Source organism: Streptomyces sp. NBC_00247, from assembly GCF_036188265.1.
Lineage (GTDB): Bacteria > Actinomycetota > Actinomycetes > Streptomycetales > Streptomycetaceae > Streptomyces.
Genome location: NZ_CP108093.1, coordinates 5,915,338 through 5,936,518, shown reverse-complemented (window position 1 = coordinate 5,936,518; position 21,181 = coordinate 5,915,338). Strand labels below are relative to the sequence as shown.

Sequence of the window (21,181 nt, the reverse complement as noted above, 5' to 3'; positions counted from 1 at the left end):
AGATCTTCGGTACGCCCCGATGCCCGAGTCAACAGGCCGGTCGGACCAATCTCACCGCTCCCCTACACGGAGGGGCATATCGTTCGGAACACATCCTTTCCGCCCGCCCGATCCGAGGAAGAAGCCTGTGTCCTTGCTGGTCGTCCTCCTCTCCGTGGGCGCGGCGGCGTGCCTGGGTTTCGGCTTCGTCCTTCAGCAGGACGCCGCCCGCCGCGCACCGATGAGCGATTTCCTCTCCCCCCGTCTGCTGCTCGACCTGATGAAGGTGCGGAGCTGGCTGGCGGGCATCGCGTTCATGGTCTGCGGGATGGTGCTGGGTGCCCTGGCCCTGGGCCAGGGCGAGCTGTCGGTGGTGGAACCGCTGCTGGCGACCAATCTGCTCTTCGCGCTGGGCCTGTCGCGTGCCCTCACCGGGCAGCCGCTCGGCCGTCAGGGATGGGGCGGGCTGGCGCTGCTGTCCTGCGGGGTCGCCGCGTTCCTGCTCGCGGGGCAACCGACCGGCGGGCAGGCGGAGACCGACCCGTTGCGGCACTGGCTGATCATCGGCGTGGTGGTGGGTCTCGCGCTGGTCCTCGCCGCCTCCGCCCGGCACGCCCGCCCGGCGGTGGCGCCCTCACTGCTGGCGCTCGCGGCGGGGCTGCTCTACGGACTCCAGGACGCGCTGACCCGGGAGAGCGGCCAACTGCTGGCGGACGGCGGCTGGACCGCGCTGGTGGGCGGCTGGCAGCCGTACGTCGTCCTGTCGATCGGGGTGACCGGGCTGATCCTGGTGCAGAGCGCGTTCGAGATGGCTCCGCTGCGGATGTCGCTGCCCGCGCTGACCGCCGCCCAGCCGCTGGCCGGGATCGCCTGCGGCATCGGCTTCCTCGGCGACCAGGTGCGCACGGACCCGGCGGCGCTGGCGGGCCAGGCGGCCGGGCTGGCGGCGATCGTGGCGGGGATCGTGCTGCTCGGGCTGCATCCGGCGCTCCCGGGCGGCAAGGGCGGCGGCGCCCATCCCGCCCGGGACCTGCTCTCCACGGAGGGCGGCGGGATCTGACCGGTGTACCGGACCGGGTCACGGCCGTCGACCGCCGTCTTTGGCCGGCGCCGTCTCCGGTCACCGCCGCTCCGTGGTCACCGCCGCTCCGTGGTCTCCGGCCACGGGTATCCCAGCTCCAGGGCGTACTCGGCGGATCCGCCCGTCACCTGCGCGTACCCCTTCGGGTCCTCGGTGGCCAGCCGGTGCAGTACGGCCGCCGCCCGTTCGGCGGGCGGTGTGCCGTCGGCGGGAAGGGTCCAGACGAACTGGAGCCAGGGGCCGTCGCGGTCCCTGCGCCCCTCCGCGAGGCCGGGCCAGTAGGTGAAGGAGAGCGTGTTGGCCTCGGGATCGCGGAAGTCCGCACCGGTCCAGTCTTTCCGGAGATCCCACCGGGTGAGGAGATCCGGCCGCGCCCTCAGCCCCTCCTCGACCAGCCGCGCGGTCGCGGCCGCGGGCCACTCCCAGCCCCGGTCCGCCTCCGCCCGCTCGATCTCGGCGTCGTAGGCGAGGGCGTCGAAGCGCTCCTCACCGAGTGACGGCCGGGTTCCGAGGCTCCGCCGCCAGTCGGACCAGACGACCTCGTCGCCCTCCCGCCGGATCGTGACGTACAGCGCCCCGCAGCAGCCCTCGGTGCACCAGGCCTCGGCGAGCAGCACCTCGCGCGCCTCGGCGGTGGCGCGCAGCCCGCCCCCGGCCAGCAGCTCGCCCGGAGGGCGCGCGGGGCCCTTGCCGAAGTGCTCGGGCACCAGCGGGCGTCCGCCGATCAGCAGGCGGGTCTCCACGGGCTCCAGGTACGCCGGATCGCGCACGGTTCCTTCCACCCGCAGCCGGCCTGTCCGGGGAGGAGCGCCGAAGACCCGGCGCACGGTCTGCCGGACCCACCGGTGCCGCCGCCGGTCGTCCGCGCTCCCGTGCCGTGCGGGGTCGCCTTCGTGCACGGAGGCCCGTTCCCGGGTGGCCGGCAGCGCTCCCAGAGCGTCGAGCAGCGCCTCACGGCGGCCGGTCGGCCAGTCGAGGAGAACACTCGCCCCGCTGTGCAGTTCCAGGGCGAGCGAGGCGAGGACGGTGCGGTGGTCGAGGTCCGGCGGCAGGGACGCCGCCCGGGCGATCACCTCCTCGTACAGGGTGACGGCGTCCCGGTGCGCGAGGATCTCGACCTGGCTGTCGTACGGCCCCGCCATCATCACGAGCAGGCGTCCGGCCTGGGCGAGGAGGCGGGGGTCCACGGGGTCCGAGCGGAGCAGGTCCGCCAGGCGCACCGCTTCGGAGATCCTGCGGGCGCATTCGGCCCCCATGGTCCGGCGTTCGACCGGAACCTCCAGCAGCAGCCGGCGTACGCCCGGGTCGTCCTGACGGGTCAGCGCGTCGACGAGAGCGCGCGGTTCCCCCTCCCGGACGTGGGCGCCGAGCCAGAGCAGCGCGGCGACGGGCCGGTCGAGACCGTCCAGCGCCTCCACGACCGGGCGGACGAAGCCCCGCAGGAGTCCGAGGACGCCGAGGTGCGGGACGTCCTCGGCTTCCCCGAGGCGCGCGAGGAGCCCGATGCCGACGCCCACCGCCGCGGCGGTCGTCCCGTGGCGCACCAGTCTCCGGGCGAGGGCGAGGGCAGCGGCCGGGTCCTCCAGCGGCAGTCGCGCGACAGCCGCTCGGACCGGCTGTTCCCGCAGGCCCTGCCCGCGCAGCGCCCGGTGGACGCGCTCCGCCGCACGTTCGGCGTCGGGATCGCTCAGCAGGGGTGCGAGCAGTCGGTGTGCGGTCTCCTTGCTCTCGGCGAAGGAGGCGACGGGGGCGGGGGTGGCTGCGGGGCTTGCGGGGGCGGGGGCGGCGGGCCCGCTCGGGGTGTCGCTCTTCGAGGGGTCGACGCCGGGCGGGGCGCTCTTCGAGGCGCGTTCGGAACGTGCCGTGTCCGGCAGCGGGAAGCCGCGGCCGGGAGGGCGGCCGTCGGGCGCCGTGTGGAGCTGCCGCAGCGCGTGGTCGTACAGGGAGGTCCGGGTCGTGAGCGGCTCGCGCTCGTCCGGGGCGTTCACAGGGCGGGGTGCTGCTCGATTCCGTGGGTCATGGCGGGAGTCTGGCAGTTCGCCCGCCGTCGCGGCGAGTGGGTTTCGTGTCCTGGCCGTCGCCGTCGCCGCCCGCGGCCCCGGGGCGGTGTCGGCGGGGTGCGGTTGGATGGGGGCATGAATCCTGCTGACGAGATCCTGGACGTCGTCGACGAGAACGACGTGGTCGTGGGGCGGGCGACGCGAGGCGAGGCGACCGCGCGCGGGCTGCGCCACCGGTGTGTGTTCATCGAGGCGCGCGACGCCGAGGGGCGGGTGTTCGTCCACCGCAGGACGGCCACCAAGATGGTCTTCCCCTCGCACTACGACATGTTCGTCGGTGGGGTGGTCGGAGCCGGGGAGTCGTACGACGAGGCGGCGCTGCGGGAGGCGGAGGAGGAGCTCGGCGTCCGCGGACTGCCGCAGCCCGAGCCGCTGTTCTCGTTCCTGTACGAGGAGGACGGACACTCCTGGTGGTCGCGCGTCTATCAGGTGCGGTGCGAACTGCCGGTCGATCCGCAGAAGGAGGAGATCGACTGGCACGGCTTCCTCGCGGACGAGGAGCTGGCCGAGCGCGTCCCCGTGTGGGCGTGGACGCCGGACGGGCTTGAGGGGTACCACCGGCTGCGGGCGTACCGGGAGCGGGCAGGGAACTGACCACGCGGCGCCCCGGCCTTCGGTGCGCCCCGGGCTTCCACGCGGGCGCCCGGCAGCCTCCGTTCGTCGTGATCGAAACGGCTCACAAGGGGGCGGATAGGGTTCCCGCGTGAACGAATTCGTACAGAGCTTGCGGTTGTGGTTCGCGCCGCAACGAATCCGCGACGAGGGCGACACCCCGGACTACCGCTTCTCCCTCGCCAACGAGCGGACGTTCCTCGCCTGGATCCGTACGGCCCTGGCCCTGATCGGCGGCGGCTTCGCCGTCGACCAGTTCCTGCCGGGGCTCGCGTGGGGAGTGCGCGCCGGTCTGGCGTTCGGCCTGCTCGCGGCCGGTGTGCTCTGCGCGCTGCGGGCCGTCAACCACTGGGTCCGCTGCGAACGGGCCATGCGGCGGGGCGAGGATCTGCCCGTCTCGCGGTTCCCCACCCTGCTGAGCCTGGTGGTCGCGGTGGTCGCCGTGGCGATGGTGGTGGTCGTCCTCTTCGGCTGGGAGGGCCGGTGAGCGGAGCCGTGCCCGGGCCCGCCTCCGGGGCCACCCGGGACCCGGGCCTCCAGCCGGAGCGCACCCTCCTCGCCTGGCGTCGCACCACACTGTCGGCGACGGTGGCGGCGGTGCTGGCCGGGAAGCAGGCCCTGCACGGCGGAGCGACCCTCGGGGCGGTGGTCGCGCTGGCCCTCAGCGCGGCGGCCTGGATCGGCTTCCTGCGGGTGGCCCACCGGCGAGTACGGGCGACCGGCACGGCTCAGCCCGAGCCGCTGGCCCTCCGAGCGGCACTGACGGCCGCCGCGTGCACGGTGGCCTTGGCGGTGTTCGCGGCGGCGATGGTGTTCTGAGGCGTCGCGGGGCGGGCCGGGAGCCGGGACCGGGCGGGCCGGAGAGCCGAGCGGGTAGCGGAGCCGACACGGGCCACAGAGCCGAGCGGGAAGCGGAGCCGACACGGGCCGGAGCGGCAAGGGCGGCGCGGAGAGCGCGAGCACCACGAAGAGCGCGCCCCGGTGCGCCGTTCGTACCTCCGCACGCCTCGGCCACCTGCCCCGGTAGGCGTTTCTCCGTGCCGTGTACGGGCATTCCGGACGGGGGCACCGGCGTCCGCCGGCCCCTTCCTCCGGCCCTCCGCCGACGGCCGGACCTCCCGAGGAAGGTGAGTGAGCTGCCCGATCCGGATGCCTCCGAGAGGCCCAGTACCGCCGTGATCATCATCAACGACCGGGGTGACTACCTCCTCCATCTGCGCGATGCCCACAAACCGATCTGCGACAGCGGCACCTGGTCCCTGGTCGGGGGCGGCGGGGAGGGTGAGGAGTCGCTGGACGACACGATCGCGCGGGAGATCCGCGAGGAGACCGGCCTCGTCCTGCCCGACGTCACCGCCTTCCGCGCCGTGCACGCCGAAGGCCCGTACGTCACCGAGGGGCACATCCACGTCTATACGGCCCACTGGGAGGGTGACGCGCACGCTCTCCCGGTGAGCGAGGGCATCATGTTCCACTGGTTCGATCTGGCGACGATGGAGCACCTGACCATGTGCGGGTGGGCCCACGAGGCCATCAAGGCGCACCACGCCGGAGCTGCCGCCTGACGCGACGGCCCCCCGCGGAAACGGTGGAGCCGCACGGGAGCGCGCCCACGCACCGGTCAGCGCACCCCGCGCGGACGGTACTGCACGCTGATCCGGGGCCCGCAGGACCGGGCGGTCTTGGGGATCGCGTGCTCCCAGGTCCGCTGGCAGGAACCCCCCATCACGATCAGGTCCCCGTGCCCCAGCGGGCGGCGCAGGGTTTCACCCGCGTGGTCACGGGGTCGCAGCAGAAGGTCGCGCGGGGCCCCCACCGAGAGGATCGCGACCATGGTGTCCTCGTGCGAGCCCCGGCCGGTCCGGTCGCCGTGCCAGGCGACGCTGTCCCGGCCGTCGCGGTAGTGGCAGAGCCCCGCCGTGGTGAAGGGTTCGCCCAGTTCCCGGGCGTAGTGCGCCGACAGCTCCTGGCGGGCCTCGGTGAGGACCGGGTGGGGCAGTGTGTCGGCGGCGCGGTAGAAGGCCAGCAGGCGCGGTACGTCCACGGTGCGGTCGTACATCCGGCGGCGTTCGGCACGCCAGGGGACCTCGGTTTCGAGCCGCGCGAACAGTTCGTCCCCGCCGCTCAGCCAGCCCGGCAGCAGATCGATCCACGCGCCCTGTCCGAGCTCCGTGCGGTGCAGCCCGGACAGCGGCCCGAGAGCGGGGCCGTCGGACTGGCCGAAGAGTGATGGCTGGAGGAACGAGGTCATGAGACCGACGAGTCTAGTTCATTTGTTCGAATACGGGCTCACGGCCCGTCCGCCTTCCCTTCCTGCCGCGAGCCCGCTGCCTCACGGGGAAGCGGCCAGCCGGGATGGTCAGCGCCCGCGTTCCGGGCCCGCAGGACCGCCAGGGCGTACGCGCCGTACCGACCACCGGGCGCGTCGCGGGCAGGACGCGGGCGGGCCGGCGGGTGACGTGAGCCAGGGAATGGGCCAAAAGCGGTTCCGGCGCAGGAACGGGGTTGACCAGGAAGATCAGGAACGTCTGCGTCGCGGTGTCCACGGAGTCACCCGAACGGGTTGGCGCAGGAGAGGCGAGCGAGCACGTCGCCGACCGCGCCCCGGGCCCGGTCGACCTGCTCGTGGCGGTGCGTACGCGCTCCGCGACGCCCTCCCTCACTCGGGGAGCGGCGCCCCCGCGCACGTCGCGGCGGCCTCGTCCGAGTACGTCGCGGCGGCGGCCTCGTCCGCGGAGTACGAGGAAGTGAAGGTGAAGGCGCACGGGGAGGGGCCGTTGGCCCGCAGGTCCGCCAGCCGCTCCAGAGCCTCCTCGACGGTCGGGACATGTCCGGCCGGGACCCACCAGAGCACCAGGTGCGCCTCGACGTGCCGGTCGAACCAGTCGCGGCGCTGCCGCACCACCTCCAGGTGGCCGCTGCGGTAGGTGAAGTCCCAGAGCGCCTCCGGGGTCTCCCACACCGACATGTTGACGATGACGTTCTCGCCCGCCGGGCGCAGGTCGGTGGCGTCGGCGCCGCCGTCCCCCACGAGCCGCCACACGAATCCGGGTGCGCCGTCGGCGTCGGCGTTGACCGGGTCGAGCAGGGCGACGAACGGCGCGATGCGGGGGTCGTCGAGGGGGTGGAGGAGCGTGGACACGTTGAGCTGGGCGAGGTGGGCGGCGCGCGGGGATGCGGTCATGGCCTCATCCCAGCATGGCCCGCTTTTCTATGTCAATCGTCATTGATTTTAGAATCTTCGACGACGACACAGCATCCCCCCGGCCGGGCATCCATGCGCGCGCGGACGGGACCGTCCGTACCGAGCAGCCCTTCCAGCAGGGCGAGGTTCATGCCGCAGACGAGGGGCGGAAAGCGTTCGGCGACCGCGTGGAAGGGGCAGTTGCGCATGCGGACGACGGGCGCCTTCCCTCCTGCCGCCCCCTCGTCGTCGCCGCCGTCCCCGCCGCCTTCCAGATGCGGCTCGTACCCGCGCGCGGCCAGTACCCCCAGGGCCTCCGCGAGGTCGCCGCAGGGCGCCGCCGCCCCGCGCAGCGCCTCGCCCCTGCGGTGGGCGGCCTCGCGGAGCCCGGCATCGAGGCCCGCCTCCTCGGCCGCCTCGGCGAGCAGTTCGGCCGCGGTGCGGTAGTCGCGGGCGGGCAGCGAGACCCCGAACTCGGTGAGCACCCGCGTGTACACCTTGGCGGGACGGCCCGCCCCCGGCCCCGACCGACCCGTCAGCCGGCGGCTGCCGCTCGCCAGCAGACCCGCTTCGGTCAGCTTGTCCAGATGGTGCGCGGCCAGCGTGCGAGCCACCCCGGTCGCCTCGGCGGCCTCGTTGCGCCCGACCTCGCGGCCCTGCGCCGCCACGTACGCGTACAGCCGGCGGCGTACCGGGTCCTGCAGCATTGCGATCGCGTCGATGTCCTCCACCCGGCCATTCTAGGAACAACGCAGGTTGGAGATAGAAAACGGCTCCGGCCGCCGCGCGCCGAGCACTGCGGGTCGGCGTCCGGCGGTCCGGGAAGGCGGGAGTCCGCGGCGCTGCGGCACGCTCGCCCCGCTCAGACCGCAGGTGTGCGTACCGCACGCGAACCGCGAGGCCCACCCTCCTGCCGTCCGCACCGCCGGCCGGCGTCCCGCCCCGTGGCGCCAGGCACGTCCCGGCCGTCCCCGCATCGGTGGCGGTGTCCGTCACCGCCCCCGACGCCCCGCCCGGTCCCCGGCCGTGACGACCTCGAAGGGCGGCAGCAGGGTGCGGGGGTCGTGGCCGGACTTCCACAGGCCGATCAGGAGCGCGGTCGCCGCCTCCAGCTGATCAGCGCGCTCCAGGCCACCGAGCGTGAGCGGCACGTGTCCGAGAGCGCGCACGAGCGTGCGTACGGTCTCCAGCGCGGCCTCGTCGTCGCCGCAGAGCGGCACGGCCAGCGGCCCCTCGGCGGTGGCGGCGGTGAACGGGTCGAGCCGCCACACGGCGTCGGGGAGGTGGTTGAACGCCTTCACCACCCCGGCTCCGGTGGTACGGGCGAGGGTGCGGGCGGCGCCCGGACCGGTGCCGGTGGTGAGCAGCAGGCCGGGGCCGACCGCGTTGGTGCAGTCGATCAGCACCCGGCCCCGCAACGCGCCTTCGCCCGCGCCGAGTCCGGCGAGCACGCCCGCCAGGGCGTGGTGGGGCAGGGCGAGCAGGACCGCGTCCCCGAAGCGGGCCGCCTCGCCCAGCGTGCCGGGGAGGCCGCCCGCCCGGCCGGCGAGGGCACGCGACCGCTCGGGCGACCGCCCGCCGAAGAGCACCTCGTGCCCGGCCGCGGCCCAGCGCGTGCCGAGTGCGTCCGCCATGTTTCCCGTACCGAGCACGCCGACGCGCATCCGTCTTCCCTCCGTCCGCAGGCGCCGCTCCCAGGTCCGGGAGCGACGCCTGCGACGTTAAGGGACGCGGCACTTACCATGTGGTGCCCACGTGGTGTGCGAATAGGGGGCGTTGTGGAACGGGTGCTGGCCGACTGCCGGGCGAGACTGGCGTTCGACCTGCTGGCGAACACCTGGAACGCCGTGGTGGTACAGGCGTTGGCGGCCGGACCGCTGCGCCCGCGCGATCTGAGCGCGGCGATCGGATCGATCAGCCCCAAGGTGCTCACCGAGACCCTGCGCAGGCTCACGGAGTACGCGCTGGTGGAGCGTACGGTCCCCGCCGGGGCGCCGCGTCGCGTCGAGTACGCACTGACCCCGCTCGGCCGGACGCTGCTGGAGCCGATCGCTGCCCTGGGGCGCTGGTCGGCCGAGCACGGGGACGCCTTCGTGGCGGCGCAGGGCTGGGACGACTGAGCCGGCTCCGCGCCGGTTCTTCCTCGTCCGGCCCGTGCCCCCTCGGTACCGCCGACGAGCGCCGTGTCACCAGCGTGGGATCGCCGGGGTCACCCACTCCGGGTCGGCCTTGCGCATCGCCGCCGCGTCGTCACGGTCGCGCAGGGTGCCGTCGTCGTCCAGCCAGCGCCGGTGGAGGGCGGCCAGCCGGTCGCGGTCGAGTTCGACACCGAGGCCGGGGGCGTCGGAGACGGTCAGGCGGCCGTTCTCGAACACGTGGCGGGTGGTGATGACGTCCTCGGTCTGCCAGGGGTAGTGGCTGTCGCAGGCGTAGTCGAGGTTGGGCACGGTGGCGGCGACATGGGTCATCGCGGCGAGGCTGATGCCGAGGTGGGTGTTGGAGTGCATGGACAGGCCCACCCCGAACGTCCGGCAGATCGAAGCCAGTTCGCGGGTGCGGTGCAGTCCGCCCCAGTAGTGGTGGTCGGAGAGGACGACCTGGACCGCGTCCTTCGCGAAGGCTTCGGGCAGCTCGGCGAGCGTGGTGACGCACATGTTGGTGGCGAGCGGCACGTCCGTGCCCGCCGACACTTCCGCCATCGCGGGCGTTCCGCTCGCGGGGTCCTCCAAGTACTCCAGTACGCCGCCCAGTTCGCGGGCGACGCGGAGCGAGGTCTCCACCGACCAGGCGCCGTTGGGGTCGAGCCGGAGCGGGCGGCCGGGGAATGCCTCGGCCAGCGCGCGGATCGCGGCGATCTCCTCGTCGGGCGGGAAGACACCGCCCTTGAGCTTGAAGGAGCCGAAGCCGTACTCCCTGGCGAAGCGTTCGGCCTGGGCGACGACCCCGGCCGGGTCGACGGCGGCGCCCCAGTCGTCCTTCTCGCCGCCCTCCGGGTGGGCGGCCCAGCGGTAGAAGAGGTACGCGCTGTAGTCGACGGCGTCGCGGACCTTGCCGCCGAGCAGGGTGTGCACGGGCAGGCCCAGCGTCTTGCCGAGCGCGTCCAGGCAGGCGACCTCGAAGCCGGAGACGACGGACAGCCGGAGCTTGTCGGCCGTACGGACGCCCCGCAGGCCGCCCGCGTCGACGCCCTCTTCCCCGGCCTCGGCCTCGCCGGATCCGCCGCACACCTCCTCCGCGAGGGCGAAGAGGGCGTTCAGATCGCTGACCGCGCGACCCGGCAGCGCCTGGGCGAGCGGGCGGGCGAGATCCAGGTAGACGGAGTCGCCGTACGTCTCCCCGATCCCGGTCACGCCACCCCGTGTGACCACTTCCACGATGAGCCGCGGGGTGTAGGGCTGGTGCACGCCCTGGGTGTTCAGCAGGGGCGGGTCGGCTATGAGAATCGGGGTGAGCCGGACGTCCTCGATCAACAACGCTGTATCCATACGTGAACTCTATTCAGAGATGCGTTCCAGCGCCAGGGTGGCCGACTGGGCCGGCCCCACGTCGCCGCCGCGGATTCCGGCCGCTCACTGGACGACATACCGACTGGTCGGCATCATGGGCACGTTCGGTCCACCACCCCCGGAGGTGCGCGTCATGAGTTCAGTCCCCCCGCCAGGACTCGACCCCGTCCTGCTGCGCGGCCATCTCGACCGCGAGCGGCCGGGGCTGGTGAGCGGACCGCTCGAAGCGCGGCTCATCGAGGGCGGCCGGTCGAACCTGACGTACACCGTCACCGACTCCGTGCACACCTGGGTGGTCCGCAGACCGCCGCTGGGCCACGTCCTCGCCACCGCGCACGACATGAAGCGCGAGCACCGGGTGATCGACGCCCTGCACCCGACCGCCGTACCCGTACCGGAGGCGGTGCTGCTCTGCGAGGACGACTCCGTCGTCGGGGCGCCGTTCTACGTCATGGAGTACGTGGAGGGCACCCCCTTCCGTACCGCCGGACAGCTCGCCCCGCTCGGCGCCGAGCGCACCCGGCAGGTGGTCCTGGGGCTGGTGGACACCCTGGTCGACCTGCACGCCGTGGACCCGGCGGCGGTCGGGCTGGGCGACTTCGGGCGCCCCGAGGGTTTCCTCGACCGGCAACTGAGGCGATGGGGCAAACAGTTGGACGCCTCACGCAACCGCGAGCTGGCCGGCATCGACGAACTGCACGCCGGCCTCGGCCGTGCGCTGCCCGACTCGCCCGCCCCGACCGTGGTGCACGGCGACTACCGCCTGGACAACGTGCTGATCGGCGCGGACGACTCCGTCAAGGCCGTGCTCGACTGGGAGATGTCCACCCTCGGCGACCCGCTCACCGACCTCGGGCTGCTGGTGATGTACAGCTCCGACCTGGGGCTTCCCGAGTCGCCCGTCTCCACGACGAGCGGCGCCCCGGGCCACCCCTCCCCCGCCGAGCTGATCGAGCGCTACGCCACGCGCTCCGGCCGGGACACCTCCGCCCTCTCCTGGTACACCGCGTTCGCGTGGTTCAAGCTCGCCGTGATCCTGGAGGGCATCCACTACCGCTACACCCTGGGCCAGACGGTCGGCGCGGGGTTCGACCGCATCGGCGAACTCGTCCCCCTCTTCATCGAGCACGGCCTCACCACCTTCCAGGAAGGCTGATCACCCGCATGGACTTCGCATTCGACGCCCGCACCGAGGAGCTGCGCACCAGGCTGCTCGCTTTCATGGACGAGCACGTCCACCCGGCGGAGAAGACCGCCGAGGAGCAGCGGGCCCTGCTCGCCTCACCGTGGCAGACCCCGCCGGTCGTGGCGGAGCTGAAGGCCGAGGCGCGCCGCCAGGGCCTGTGGAACCTCTTCCTGCCGGACGCCGAGCACGGCGCGGGCCTGACCAACCTGCAGTACGCGCCGCTCGCCGAAATCAGCGGCCGTTCACCGCAGTTGGCGCCCACCGCACTGAACTGCGCGGCGCCGGACACCGGGAACATGGAGGTGCTCCACCAGTTCGGCACGGACGCCCAGAAGAAGCAGTGGCTGGAGCCCCTGCTCGCGGGCGAGATCCGTTCGGGGTTCGCCATGACGGAGCCGGAGGTGGCCTCCTCCGACGCGACCAACATCGAGACCCGGATCACGCGCGACGGCGACGAGTACGTCGTCAACGGCCGCAAGTGGTACATCTCCGGGGCGATGAACCCGGACTGCGCGGTCTTCATCGTGATGGGCAAGACCGACCCGGACGGCGAGGACATCCGCCGCCAGCAGTCGATGATCCTGGTCCCGCGCGACACTCCCGGCCTCGAAGTGCGCCGCGCCATGCGGGTGTACGGGTACGAGGACCACTGGCACGGCGGGCACGCCGAACTCGTCTTCACCGACGTCCGCGTGCCGGTGGCCAATCTGGTCGGCGAGGAGGGCGGCGGCTTCTCCATCGCCCAGGCACGGCTCGGTCCGGGGCGCATCCACCACTGCATGCGGCTGATCGGCATGGCTGAGCGCGCGATCGAGCTGATGTGCCGTCGCGCGGTCTCCCGTACGGCCTTCGGCAAGCCGCTCGCCCAGCAGGGCGTGGTGCAGAACTGGATCGCGGACGCCCGGGTGACCGTCGAGCAGCTGCGGCTTCTGGTGCTGAAGACGGCGTGGCTGATGGACACCGTGGGCAACCGGGGAGCGCACACCGAGATCCAGGCCATCAAGATCGCCACACCCCGTGCGGTGCTCGGCATCCTCGACGACGCGGTGCAGCTGCACGGTGCCGGAGGCGTGAGCCAGGACTTCCCGCTCGCCGAACTGTGGGCATCCGCAAGGACCTTGCGTCTGGCGGACGGGCCGGACGAGGTGCACCAGCGGTCGCTGGCGCGGCGGGAGATCAAGAAGTACCTCTGACGACGGGCGCGGCGAGGACGGACGGCCGGTGCGCGGGTGCGGGTGCCCCGCGCGCCGGCCGTCCGGGTGGTGTCCGCCGGATGGCGGGGATCAGAAGGTCAGCGACCAGCTGTTGATGTACCCGGTGTCGGAGGACGCCGTGTCCTGCACCTTCAACTTCCACACCCCGTTGGCGACTTCGGAGGAGGCGTTGACGGTGTAGGTCGCGACGACGTTGTCCGCCGAGTCACTGCTGCTCGCGCTCTTCAGCCGGTAGGCGGTGCCGTCCGGCGCCACCAGGTCCACCACGAGGTCGCCGCGCCAGGTGTGCCGGATGTCCACGTCCACCTTGAGGCCGGCGGGCGCGTTGCCGGTGCGCCCGGAGACGGTGAGGGCGGAGGTGACGGCGGCGCCGTTGTCCGGCACGGTCACGTCGGTGGCGTTGGTGAACACCGTGCCGGCCGGCGGGGTCGCCGTGGCGGCCGAGAGGTTCCAGACCGCGTAGGCGACGGCGTCGCTGTTGCGGTCGAGCGCGGTGTCGTCGATGTTGGCGGAGGTGTCGCAGGAGGCGTGGTAGCAGCGGTCGAAGGCGAGACCCGAGGTGCCGCCCCACTTCTGCGCCTGCGCGGCGGTCTTGATGTAGTCGGCGCCGGAGAAGAGGCCGCCGACCGGGACGCCCGCCGTCTTGAAGGGAGCGTGGTCGGAGCGGCCGTCTCCCTCGGTCTCGATCTCGGTGGCTATGGAGAGGCCCGCGTAGTAGTCCTTGAAGGTCTGCTCGATCGTCGGGTCGTCGTCGTAGACGAAGTAGCCGGGGTTGGGCGAGCCGATCATGTCGAAGTTGAGGTAGCCGGTGAGCTTGGCGCGTTCGGTGGCCGCGAGGTTGTTGACGTAGTACTTCGACCCGACCATGCCCAGCTCCTCCGCGCCCCACCAGGCGAAGCGGAGGTGCTTGTCCGGCTGGTAGCCGGCCCGGGAGACGGCGAGGGCGGTCTCCAGTACGGCCGCCGAGCCGGACCCGTTGTCGTTGATCCCGGCGCCGGCGGTCACGGAGTCGAGGTGGGCCCCCGCCATCAGCACCTTCGAGGTGTCGCCGCCCGGCCAGTCCGCGACCAGGTTGTAGCCCGTGGCGCCGCTGGAGGTGAACTGCTGGAGGGTGGTGGTGTAGCCGGCGGCGTCGAGCTTCGCCTTCACGTAGTCGACGGACGCCTTGTACCCGGTACGGCCGTGGGCGCGGTTGCCGCCGTTGGCGGTGGCGATCGACTGGAGCTGGGCGAGGTGCGCCTTGACGTTGGCGAGCGGGATGTCGGGGGCGGCGACCGCCGCAACCGCCGTGGGGGCGGGTACGACGACGGGGGCCGCGGCGTGCGCGGCCCCCGTCGTCACGAGCAGGGTGGCCACCGCGAGGGCGGCGGCGGAGGGCAGGGTTCTGCACAGGACCGGTCTCATCACATGCTCCGTTTTCCGTGAAGGGGGACGGAAGGCGCGGGGGGTATCCGGCAGGAGCCGTGCTCCGGCCGGACCTGGAGCTGGTGGTGCGGTGCGGGGTGCGGGCGCGCGTACGGCGTGCGACACGGCGCGTGGAGTACGGGACGCGCCGGTGCGTGACCGATATTCAGCCAGTTAGCCGTACACGGTCAAGAGCAGGAACCGGACATGACTGTTCGGTCAACGGACGGTGCAGGCCGGGGCGTTACGTGGTTCACCCACCCGTCACGGCGGACGGCCCCCGCGCTCCCGGCCGCCCTCGCCGGCTCACCCGTGCGGAAGCCCGCTTTCGTGTCGCTGCCCGGCGCGCGAGCGGTCGGCTGCGAAGGTACGGCGAGAGTTTTCGGCCGGATGCCCCCGGAAGGCGCCGGACGCCATGCCGTCGTGTCCGTCCACGCGTGCGGTCCGGGGCCCGGGTTCGGCCCGCGCGGCGCGGAAGGGCCCGGAGGGCGGGTCGGCCGTCCGGCTCGTACCGCCTCGGCAGGAGGGCACGCATGACCACGGGTCAGGGCCATGAAGGCACCACAGGTCGCACCGGCGCCGCCGACCGCGGGGACGCCGCCACCGGGCGCAGCCGCCGGGAGTTCCTGCGGGCCGGCGGCGGGATCGTGGCGGCCGGCGCGCTGCCGCCGGTGCTCTCCGGGTGCTCGGGCGGCTCCGGCGACGGGCTGCGGATCGTGGGGGTCACCGACCAGCAGCAGCCGGTGGAGGAGCTGCTGAAGCTCTACCGCAGGAGCCGGCCCGCAGAGTCCTTCACCACCTCGTTCGCGCCCACCGAGCAGATGCAGACCGTGGTCCGCACCCAGCTCGCCGGGGGCAACGCCCCGGACGTGCACGCGGTGTATCCGGGCAGCGGCAGCGCGATGTCCATGGTCGAGCTGGCCAGGGCCGGGCTGCTCACCGATCTCAGTACGCAGCCGTGGACGGCGAACATCCCGGCGGCCTTCGGTACCGCCTACCGGTACGAGGGGCGCACGTACCTCTACTCGGCGGGGAGCTGCCTGATCGGTGCGATCTACAACAAGAAGGTGTTCGCCCGGGCCGGGGTCGAGCCGCCGTCGACCTGGACGGAGCTGCTCGAGGTCTGTACGAGACTCAGGGCCCGGGGCGTCGTGCCGATCGCGCTCGGCGCGCAGACGCCGTGGGTGACGCAGCTGATCAGCTACGCGCTGGTGCCCAACGCCGTCTACGCGCACAACGCCCGGTTCGACGACGACATGGCCGCCGGCCGGACGTCCTTCCGGGATTCCGGCTGGGCCGATGCCCTGGGCCGGTACCAGGAGCTCCAGCGCAAAGGTTTCTTCAACGACAACCCCAACGGCACCACGTTCGAGCAGCAGACCGCGATGGTCGCCACCGGGAAGGCGGCGATGGCCGTCCAGGTCTCCGCGGTGCTCGGGGTGTTCCGGGAGGCCACCGAGAGCCCGGAGGACCTGGCGATGTTCCCCTTCCCCGGCGGCGACGATCCGGCGCGGCTGTGGATCCCGGCGGGCATCGTGGTCGGCCTCGGCGTCTCCGTGCGGGCCGAGCGCGACCCCCGGGCTGCGGACTTCATCGCCTTCCTCGGGAAGCAGGAGAACATCGACCGCTGGGCGTCCGCCGTCTTCGCGATCCCCTTCCGGCGGGACGCGTCCACCGCCGTCGACCCGGTCCTGGAGCCCTTCCTGCCGATCGTGGACACGGGCCGCGCCGTGCCGTTCATGGATCAGCGGTGGCCCAACGCCGAGGTGCAGCCCGCTCACTTCGCGGCCGTACAGGATCTCCTGTCCGGCGAGACGGACGTCCGGGGCGCGCTCGGACAGATGGACGACGCCTACCGGAGGGCCTCATGAGCCGCTCGCTCCCCCAGCCCGAGGAGATCGAGCCCGAAGGGGTCCGGCCCGGGAAGCCCGGCCCCGAGGCTCGCACCGTGAAGACACCGCCCACGGTCCCGATCCCGCCGCCGCGGCCGGCCCGCACCCGCCCCGGCCGCGATCTCACGGCCCCGCCCTGGGGGTTCGTGGTCCCCGCGCTGCTGGTGTACGCGGTCGTGGTGCTCTACCCGAGCCTCGCGGGCGTGGCGTACGCGTTCACCGACTGGTCCGGCATCGGCGACGCCTCGTTCGTCGGACTGGCGAACTTCCGGGCGCTCCTGGACGACCGGCGGACCCTGGACTCGGTGGTGAACACGCTGCTGCTGACCGTCGCCGTGGTCGTCGTGCAGAACGTCGTGGGACTGCTGCTCGCGCTGGGGGTCGACACCGGCATCCGGAGCAGGTCGCTGCTGCGGGTGGTCTTCTTCGCCCCGGCGGTCGTCAGCCCGGTGATGGTCGCGTTCCTGTGGAAGTACGTCTACAACCCCGAGCCCACGGCTGGGCTCAACGGCTTGCTGGGGGCGGTCGGTCTCGGCGCGCTGCGGCAGGACTGGCTGGGCGATCCCTCGCTGGCGCTCTGGTCGGTGGCGGCCATGGTCGTGTGGCAGTACGCCGGGTACTCGATGGTCATCTTCCTCGCCGGGCTCCAGGGGGTGCCGCCCGAGCTCCACGAGGCGGCGAAGATCGACGGCGCCGGGACCTGGCAGAGGTTCCGCTACGTCACCTGGCCGATGCTCGCCCCGGCGCTGACCGTCAACCTCATGCTGTCGACCATCGGCGGCCTGAAGCTCTTCGACCAGGTGTACGCGGCCACCAACGGCGGCCCCGGCACCGCCAGCGAGACCCTCTCGACTGCCCTGTTCAAGGAGGCTTTCGTGTACGGGAAGTTCGGCTACAGCACGGCCGTGGCCCTGGTGCTCGCGCTCTTCGTCGCGGCGGTCTCGCTCGTCCAGCTCCGCTTCCTGCGCGCCCGGGAGGTGACCGCGTGAACTCCGTGGAACACGCGAAGCCCGTGAAGTCGGCGACGTCCGTGCGCCGCCGCGCCCGCTACGGAAGCTACGCCCTGGAGCTGGTCATGGTCGCGGTCGCGGTCCTCTTCCTCTTCCCGGTGTACGCCCTGATCACGCTGGCGCTCAAGGAGCCCCGGCAGATCGCCGACTCCCCGCTGGGCCTGCCCGCCCCGCCGACCCTGCACAACTTCGGCAACGCGTGGTCGTCCGCGTCGCTGGGGCCCGCGCTCGTCAACAGCGCGGTCATCACCGCCCTCAGCCTGCTGCTGCTGGTGGTGCTCGGCTCGACGGGGGCGTACTTCCTGGCCCGCCGGGCCCAGGGGCTCGGCTACGGGCTGTACATCCTCTTCCTGCTGGGCATCGTGCTGCCCTTCCAGCTGGGCATGATCCCGCTGTACAAGCTGGTCGACAGCCTCGGCTGGCTGGGGACGTACCAGGGGATGGTGCTCTTCTACACCGGCATCCAGTTGCCGTTCACCGTGTTCCTCTACACCGGGTTCGTCCGCACCCTGCCCGCCGACTACGCGCAGGCAGCGCTGATCGACGGGTGCGACCACCGGCAGGCGTTCACCCGGATCGTGTTCCCGCTGCTGCGGCCGATCACCGGCACGGTGGTCATCCTGAACGCCGTCTTCGTCTGGAACGACTTCTTCACCCCGCTGCTCTACCTCGGCGGGTCCGACAAGGAGACCGTGCCGGTGGGGGTGTTCTCCTTCGTCGGCCAGTACGTGTCGGAGTACGGGCTCGTCTTCGCGGGGCTCGTCCTGGCCGCGCTGCCCGTCCTGGTGGTGTTCCTGCTGCTCCAGCGGTACGTCATCAAGGGGTTCGCCGGGGGGCTCAAGGGCTGAGCTCCGCGGGCGGACGCCCGCTACGGCCGCAGCGCCCGCAGCAGCAGGTCCGCGAGGTGGCCGGCGACTTCCTGCTTGGTGAGCGGGCCGTCGGGGCGGTACCAGGTCGAGAGGTGGTGGATCGAGCCGAAGTGGTAGTCGACCACGAGGTCGGCGGGGCTGGCGAGGGAGAAGACGCCCGCCCGCTGCCCTTCCTCGATCAGGGCGCGGAAGCGCTCGTGGTAGCGGCGGCGTTCGACGCGCACCTGCTTGTTCTTCTCCGGGCTCAGGTGGTGCATGGAGCGGAAGAAGATCGAGGCGTCGTCGAGGTTCTCGATGGTCGTCACGACCACGTCCGCGGCGGCGTCGCGCAGCCGCTTCGCCACCGGTTCGTCGGCGTTCGCGAAGGCGTCGAGGCGCTCCTGCTGGAGGCGGAGCACCCGGGCGTAGACCTCGTGGAGGAGGTCCTCCTTGGAACCGAAGTAGTGGTACAGGGCCCCCTTGGTGACCCCTGCGGCCTCGACGATCTCCTGGACCGAGGTGCGGTCGTACCCCTGTTCCGCGAAGAGGCGGGTGGCGGCGGCCAGCAGCCGCTGGGGAACGGGAACCCCGTTCCCCTCCATCGTCCTGGCCATCGCCTTGGCCATCGCCGCCACCTGCCCTTCGCTTCACCGTGAACGTGTTCTATCGCGGGGAACGCAGTTCCCGCCTGAGGATCTTCCCACTCGCCGTTTTCGGCAGCTCGGCCAGGATCTCGACCTGACGGGGGTACTTGTACGCGGCGAGCCGTTCCTTGCAGTACGCGCCCAGTTCCTCCGGCGCCACGGCGGAGCCCGGCCGGAGGCTGACGTAGGCGCGGACCGTCTCGCCCCGGTAGGCGTCGGGAACGCCGACGACGGCGGCCTCGCGTACGGCGGGGTGGGTGTAGAGGACGTCCTCCACCTCGCGGGGCCAGACCTTGAACCCGGAGGCGTTGATCATGTCCTTCTTGCGGTCCACGACGTAGAGCCAGCCCTCGCGGTCCATGAACCCGATGTCTCCGGTGCGCAGTTCACCGTCGGGGAAGGCCGCGGCGGTGGCCTCGGGGAGGTTCCAGTAGCCGGACACGACCTGGGGACCGCGCACCGCGATCTCGCCCTGTTCGCCGAGCGGCACCTCCGCGCCGGTCTCGTCGAGGATGCGGACGAGGGTGTCCGGGCCAGGTACGCCGACCGACAGGGTTCCGGAGACGGGGTCGACGGGGGCTTCCCGGTGCGGGGGTACGGCGGCGCAGGGGGCGGTGCACTCGGTGAGGCCGTAGCCGTTGCGGATGTACGGGCCGAAGCCCGCCCGGAACTTCTCCACCAGCGCGGGCGGCAGCGGTGCGCCGCCGGAGGAGATCACCGCGAAGGATGCGAAGTGGGCGGGGGTGGCGTCGGGGTGGGCGGCGAGCGCCATGAAGGCGGTGGAGGGGCCGACGGTGTAGGCGGGGCGGTGGGTGGCGAAGGCTTCGAGGACCACGCTCGCCTCGAACCGGTAGGCGAGCACGAGGGTGCCTGCGTTGGCGAGGCAGGCGGCGAGCTGGCAGACCATGCCGGTGATGTGGAAGAGCGGGGCGAGGGCGAAGTAGGCGGCGCCCTCGGGGATCGGGTGGTCCTCGCGCTGGCGTGCGGCGTTGACCATGACGTTGCCGTGGGAGTTCATCGCCCCCTTGGGCTTCCCACTGGTGCCGGAGGTGTAGCTGATCAGCGCGGTGTCGGTGGCGGTGAGTGCGCGGTCGTCGGGGGCGGCGAGGCCCTTGCGGGCGACGGCCACCAGGTCGTCGGTGTCGCCGGGGGCCGGAAGCCGCTCGAAACCGAGGACGCGCGGGTCGTTCTCGGTCTGGAGGTCGAGCTCGCAGGCGGTGACGGCGATCGTGACGCCGGGCGCGGCGGCCGCGGTGTCGCGCAGGTACGACTCCCAGGCCCGGTCCGAGCAGAAGAGCGCGGTCACCCCGGCATCGTCCAGGACGTGCGCGACCTCGCCGGCCTTGTACATGGGGTTGAGCGGGACGACGGTGGCGCCCGCCTTCCACGCGCCCAGCAGGGCGAGGACGAAGTGCGGGGTGTTCTGGAGCATGATCGCGACGCGGTCGCCGCGCCGCAGGCCCCGGGCGGCGAGGTGCCCGGCGACGGAGTCGCTGAGTTCGTCGGCCTCGCGGTAGCCGAGCCGCCCGTCGAAGTAGGCGAGGGCCGTATGTTCCGGGGCGCGGGCGACTGCGGCCCGGAAGGCGTGCAGGACCGTCTCGGCGGGCTCGACGGGGGTGAGCTGCGTCTCGGAGAGCAGCCCGGTCCAGGGCTTCGCGGCGTACGGGGACGGGGCCGCCGTGTCCGGGGTGGTGGTCATGCGCGGGTCCCCTTCTCCCAGGTGCGCTGGAGTTTGTTCATGCCGCCGATCCAGTGGTCCGGGTCCTCGGCCCTGGCCCGGTAGTAGCCGGCCACCTCGGGGTGGGGCAGGACGAGGAAACGGTCCTTCGCGATCGCGTCGAAGAGCGCGTCGGCGACGGCGTCCGGTTCGATGGCGGTGGGGGCGAGGACGAGCTCGCCGGCCGATCCGGCGGCGGTGAGCATGTCGGTCCGTACGCCCTGCGGGCAGATCGCGTGGACCTTGATCCCCCGGTGGCGGTAGGTGAGCGAGAGCCACTCGGCGAAGGCGACGGCCCCGTGCTTGCTGACGCTGTAGGGCGCGGCGCCGATCATGGTGAGCAGGCCGGCGGCGGAGGCGGTGGTGACGAACCGGCCGCTGCCGCGCTCCAGCCACTCGGGCAGCAGGGCCCGGGCCGCACGGACGTGGGCCATCACGTTGACGTCCCAGGCGGCTGCCCACACCTCCTCGTCGGCGAAGACGTCGCCGGGAGAGGCGAGGCCGGCGTTGGCGCAGAAGACGTCGACGGTGCCGCCGAGGGCGTCCCGGGCGGCGTCCACGATTCCGGAGGCGTCACCGGCGATCGCCGTACCGCCGATCTCCTGGGCGAGCGGCTCGATCCGTGCGGCGTCGAGGTCGTTGACGACCACCCGCGCACCCTCGGCGGCGAATCTCCGGGCCAGGGCGGCGCCGATGCCGCCTCCGGCTCCCGTGACCACTACGCCGGCGCCTTGAACCGTACTCATCGGGTCCTGCCTCTCTGCACGACTGCCCCAGCAGACTAACCAGTCGGTATGTGATCGGGGAAGGGGTCGCGGGAAGGTCTGGTGTTCTGCCCAGCCGA

The 21,181-nt window shown here is 72.6% G+C and carries 21 protein-coding genes; 11 read left to right on the top strand and 10 right to left on the bottom strand.

What is annotated here, in order from left to right; translation table 11 throughout:
* Positions 1-127 precede the first annotated feature (127 nt).
* Positions 128-1,039: a DMT family transporter gene (locus tag OHT52_RS25840; RefSeq protein ID WP_328722575.1), complete on the top strand. Its 912-nt coding sequence runs from the start codon at positions 128-130 to the stop codon at positions 1,037-1,039.
* A gap of 77 nt (positions 1,040-1,116) precedes the next feature.
* Here OHT52_RS25840 and OHT52_RS25835 read toward each other — a convergent pair whose 3' ends face one another.
* Positions 1,117-3,048, bottom strand: coding sequence for a hypothetical protein (locus OHT52_RS25835; RefSeq protein WP_328722574.1), 1,932 nt, complete (start codon positions 3,046-3,048; stop codon positions 1,117-1,119).
* Between the two features lie 147 nt (positions 3,049-3,195).
* On the opposite strand from OHT52_RS25835, the gene OHT52_RS25830 reads away from it, so the two are divergent.
* The 4 genes from OHT52_RS25830 (at position 3,196) to OHT52_RS25815 (ending at position 5,297) form a co-directional block, all read left to right on the top strand.
* Positions 3,196-3,714: an NUDIX domain-containing protein gene (locus OHT52_RS25830; protein WP_328722573.1), complete on the top strand. Its 519-nt coding sequence runs from the start codon at positions 3,196-3,198 to the stop codon at positions 3,712-3,714.
* 109 nt (positions 3,715-3,823) lie between these two features.
* On the top strand, positions 3,824-4,219 hold the full coding sequence (locus OHT52_RS25825; protein ID WP_328722572.1) for a YidH family protein: 396 nt from the start codon (positions 3,824-3,826) through the stop codon (positions 4,217-4,219).
* Positions 4,216-4,551 (top strand): DUF202 domain-containing protein, encoded by a 336-nt coding sequence (locus OHT52_RS25820; protein ID WP_328722571.1) that lies wholly within the window; start codon positions 4,216-4,218, stop codon positions 4,549-4,551. Before OHT52_RS25825 ends, OHT52_RS25820 begins: the two co-directional genes overlap by 4 nt.
* A gap of 308 nt (positions 4,552-4,859) precedes the next feature.
* Positions 4,860-5,297 carry an NUDIX domain-containing protein gene (locus OHT52_RS25815; protein ID WP_328722570.1) on the top strand — a complete coding sequence of 146 codons (438 nt, stop codon included), beginning with the start codon at positions 4,860-4,862 and terminating at the stop codon, positions 5,295-5,297.
* 56 nt (positions 5,298-5,353) lie between these two features.
* On the opposite strand, the gene OHT52_RS25810 is transcribed toward OHT52_RS25815, so the two are convergent.
* The 4 genes from OHT52_RS25810 to OHT52_RS25795 all read right to left on the bottom strand — a co-directional run bounded on the left by OHT52_RS25810 (position 5,354) and on the right by OHT52_RS25795 (position 8,580).
* The gene (locus OHT52_RS25810; protein ID WP_328722569.1) at positions 5,354-5,983 is read right to left on the bottom strand and encodes an alpha-ketoglutarate-dependent dioxygenase AlkB; all 630 of its coding nucleotides are present in this window, start codon (positions 5,981-5,983) and stop codon (positions 5,354-5,356) included.
* A 408-nt stretch (positions 5,984-6,391) separates the two neighbouring features.
* Complete coding sequence (locus tag OHT52_RS25805; protein ID WP_328722568.1) at positions 6,392-6,916, bottom strand: DUF3291 domain-containing protein; 525 nt, start codon at positions 6,914-6,916, stop codon at positions 6,392-6,394.
* A gap of 32 nt (positions 6,917-6,948) precedes the next feature.
* Positions 6,949-7,647, bottom strand: a complete 699-nt coding sequence (locus tag OHT52_RS25800) for a helix-turn-helix transcriptional regulator (protein WP_328722567.1) — start codon at positions 7,645-7,647, stop codon at positions 6,949-6,951.
* Between the two features lie 261 nt (positions 7,648-7,908).
* Positions 7,909-8,580 carry an NADPH-dependent F420 reductase gene (locus OHT52_RS25795; protein ID WP_328722566.1) on the bottom strand — a complete coding sequence of 224 codons (672 nt, stop codon included), beginning with the start codon at positions 8,578-8,580 and terminating at the stop codon, positions 7,909-7,911.
* 78 nt (positions 8,581-8,658) lie between these two features.
* Here OHT52_RS25795 and OHT52_RS25790 point away from each other — a divergent pair, with 78 nt between their 5' ends.
* Positions 8,659-9,036: a winged helix-turn-helix transcriptional regulator gene (locus OHT52_RS25790; protein WP_443046666.1), complete on the top strand. Its 378-nt coding sequence runs from the start codon at positions 8,659-8,661 to the stop codon at positions 9,034-9,036.
* Between the two features lie 66 nt (positions 9,037-9,102).
* Here OHT52_RS25790 and OHT52_RS25785 read toward each other — a convergent pair whose 3' ends face one another.
* Complete coding sequence (locus OHT52_RS25785; RefSeq protein ID WP_328722564.1) at positions 9,103-10,401, bottom strand: glucarate dehydratase family protein; 1,299 nt, start codon at positions 10,399-10,401, stop codon at positions 9,103-9,105.
* 154 nt (positions 10,402-10,555) lie between these two features.
* Between OHT52_RS25785 and OHT52_RS25780 the strand changes: the two genes are divergently transcribed.
* Positions 10,556-11,578 carry a phosphotransferase family protein gene (locus tag OHT52_RS25780; RefSeq protein ID WP_328722563.1) on the top strand — a complete coding sequence of 341 codons (1,023 nt, stop codon included), beginning with the start codon at positions 10,556-10,558 and terminating at the stop codon, positions 11,576-11,578.
* An 8-nt stretch (positions 11,579-11,586) separates the two neighbouring features.
* Positions 11,587-12,801, top strand: a complete 1,215-nt coding sequence (locus OHT52_RS25775) for an acyl-CoA dehydrogenase family protein (RefSeq protein ID WP_328722562.1) — start codon at positions 11,587-11,589, stop codon at positions 12,799-12,801.
* A 90-nt stretch (positions 12,802-12,891) separates the two neighbouring features.
* Here OHT52_RS25775 and OHT52_RS25770 read toward each other — a convergent pair whose 3' ends face one another.
* Positions 12,892-14,226, bottom strand: a complete 1,335-nt coding sequence (locus OHT52_RS25770) for a M28 family metallopeptidase (RefSeq protein ID WP_328722561.1) — start codon at positions 14,224-14,226, stop codon at positions 12,892-12,894.
* 533 nt (positions 14,227-14,759) lie between these two features.
* Between OHT52_RS25770 and OHT52_RS25765 the strand changes: the two genes are divergently transcribed.
* The 3 genes from OHT52_RS25765 to OHT52_RS25755 are packed head-to-tail and all read left to right on the top strand — an operon-like array spanning position 14,760 to position 17,976.
* The gene (locus tag OHT52_RS25765; RefSeq protein WP_328722560.1) at positions 14,760-16,097 is read left to right on the top strand and encodes an ABC transporter substrate-binding protein; all 1,338 of its coding nucleotides are present in this window, start codon (positions 14,760-14,762) and stop codon (positions 16,095-16,097) included.
* Positions 16,094-17,107 carry a carbohydrate ABC transporter permease gene (locus tag OHT52_RS25760; protein ID WP_328722559.1) on the top strand — a complete coding sequence of 338 codons (1,014 nt, stop codon included), beginning with the start codon at positions 16,094-16,096 and terminating at the stop codon, positions 17,105-17,107. The genes OHT52_RS25765 and OHT52_RS25760 overlap by 4 nt, the downstream gene beginning before the upstream one ends.
* The gene (locus OHT52_RS25755; RefSeq protein WP_328722558.1) at positions 17,104-17,976 is read left to right on the top strand and encodes a carbohydrate ABC transporter permease; all 873 of its coding nucleotides are present in this window, start codon (positions 17,104-17,106) and stop codon (positions 17,974-17,976) included. The genes OHT52_RS25760 and OHT52_RS25755 overlap by 4 nt, the downstream gene beginning before the upstream one ends.
* Positions 17,977-17,996: 20 nt before the next feature.
* On the opposite strand, the gene OHT52_RS25750 is transcribed toward OHT52_RS25755, so the two are convergent.
* Genes OHT52_RS25750 through OHT52_RS25740 form a run of 3 tightly spaced genes read right to left on the bottom strand, consistent with a single transcriptional unit; the run spans position 17,997 to position 21,083 of the window.
* The gene (locus tag OHT52_RS25750; RefSeq protein ID WP_328723903.1) at positions 17,997-18,590 is read right to left on the bottom strand and encodes a TetR/AcrR family transcriptional regulator; all 594 of its coding nucleotides are present in this window, start codon (positions 18,588-18,590) and stop codon (positions 17,997-17,999) included.
* A 49-nt stretch (positions 18,591-18,639) separates the two neighbouring features.
* Complete coding sequence (locus tag OHT52_RS25745) at positions 18,640-20,319, bottom strand: AMP-binding protein (RefSeq protein ID WP_328722557.1); 1,680 nt, start codon at positions 20,317-20,319, stop codon at positions 18,640-18,642.
* Positions 20,316-21,083: an SDR family oxidoreductase gene (locus OHT52_RS25740; protein WP_328722556.1), complete on the bottom strand. Its 768-nt coding sequence runs from the start codon at positions 21,081-21,083 to the stop codon at positions 20,316-20,318. The genes OHT52_RS25745 and OHT52_RS25740 overlap by 4 nt, the downstream gene beginning before the upstream one ends.
* Positions 21,084-21,181 lie beyond the last annotated feature (98 nt).

Coding starts and splice junctions, on each gene's coding strand:
- OHT52_RS25830 (WP_328722573.1), top strand. CDS start 3,196: ATGAATCCTGCTGACGAGATCCTGGACGTCGTCGACGAGAACGACGTG.
- OHT52_RS25810 (WP_328722569.1), bottom strand. CDS start 5,983: ATGACCTCGTTCCTCCAGCCATCACTCTTCGGCCAGTCCGACGGCCCC.
- OHT52_RS25805 (WP_328722568.1), bottom strand. CDS start 6,916: ATGACCGCATCCCCGCGCGCCGCCCACCTCGCCCAGCTCAACGTGTCC.
- OHT52_RS25795 (WP_328722566.1), bottom strand. CDS start 8,580: ATGCGCGTCGGCGTGCTCGGTACGGGAAACATGGCGGACGCACTCGGC.
- OHT52_RS25790 (WP_443046666.1), top strand. CDS start 8,659: ATGTGGTGCCCACGTGGTGTGCGAATAGGGGGCGTTGTGGAACGGGTG.
- OHT52_RS25785 (WP_328722564.1), bottom strand. CDS start 10,401: ATGGATACAGCGTTGTTGATCGAGGACGTCCGGCTCACCCCGATTCTC.
- OHT52_RS25780 (WP_328722563.1), top strand. CDS start 10,556: ATGAGTTCAGTCCCCCCGCCAGGACTCGACCCCGTCCTGCTGCGCGGC.
- OHT52_RS25775 (WP_328722562.1), top strand. CDS start 11,587: ATGGACTTCGCATTCGACGCCCGCACCGAGGAGCTGCGCACCAGGCTG.
- OHT52_RS25770 (WP_328722561.1), bottom strand. CDS start 14,226: ATGAGACCGGTCCTGTGCAGAACCCTGCCCTCCGCCGCCGCCCTCGCG.
- OHT52_RS25765 (WP_328722560.1), top strand. CDS start 14,760: ATGACCACGGGTCAGGGCCATGAAGGCACCACAGGTCGCACCGGCGCC.
- OHT52_RS25760 (WP_328722559.1), top strand. CDS start 16,094: ATGAGCCGCTCGCTCCCCCAGCCCGAGGAGATCGAGCCCGAAGGGGTC.
- OHT52_RS25750 (WP_328723903.1), bottom strand. CDS start 18,590: ATGGCCAGGACGATGGAGGGGAACGGGGTTCCCGTTCCCCAGCGGCTG.
- OHT52_RS25745 (WP_328722557.1), bottom strand. CDS start 20,319: ATGACCACCACCCCGGACACGGCGGCCCCGTCCCCGTACGCCGCGAAG.
- OHT52_RS25740 (WP_328722556.1), bottom strand. CDS start 21,083: ATGAGTACGGTTCAAGGCGCCGGCGTAGTGGTCACGGGAGCCGGAGGC.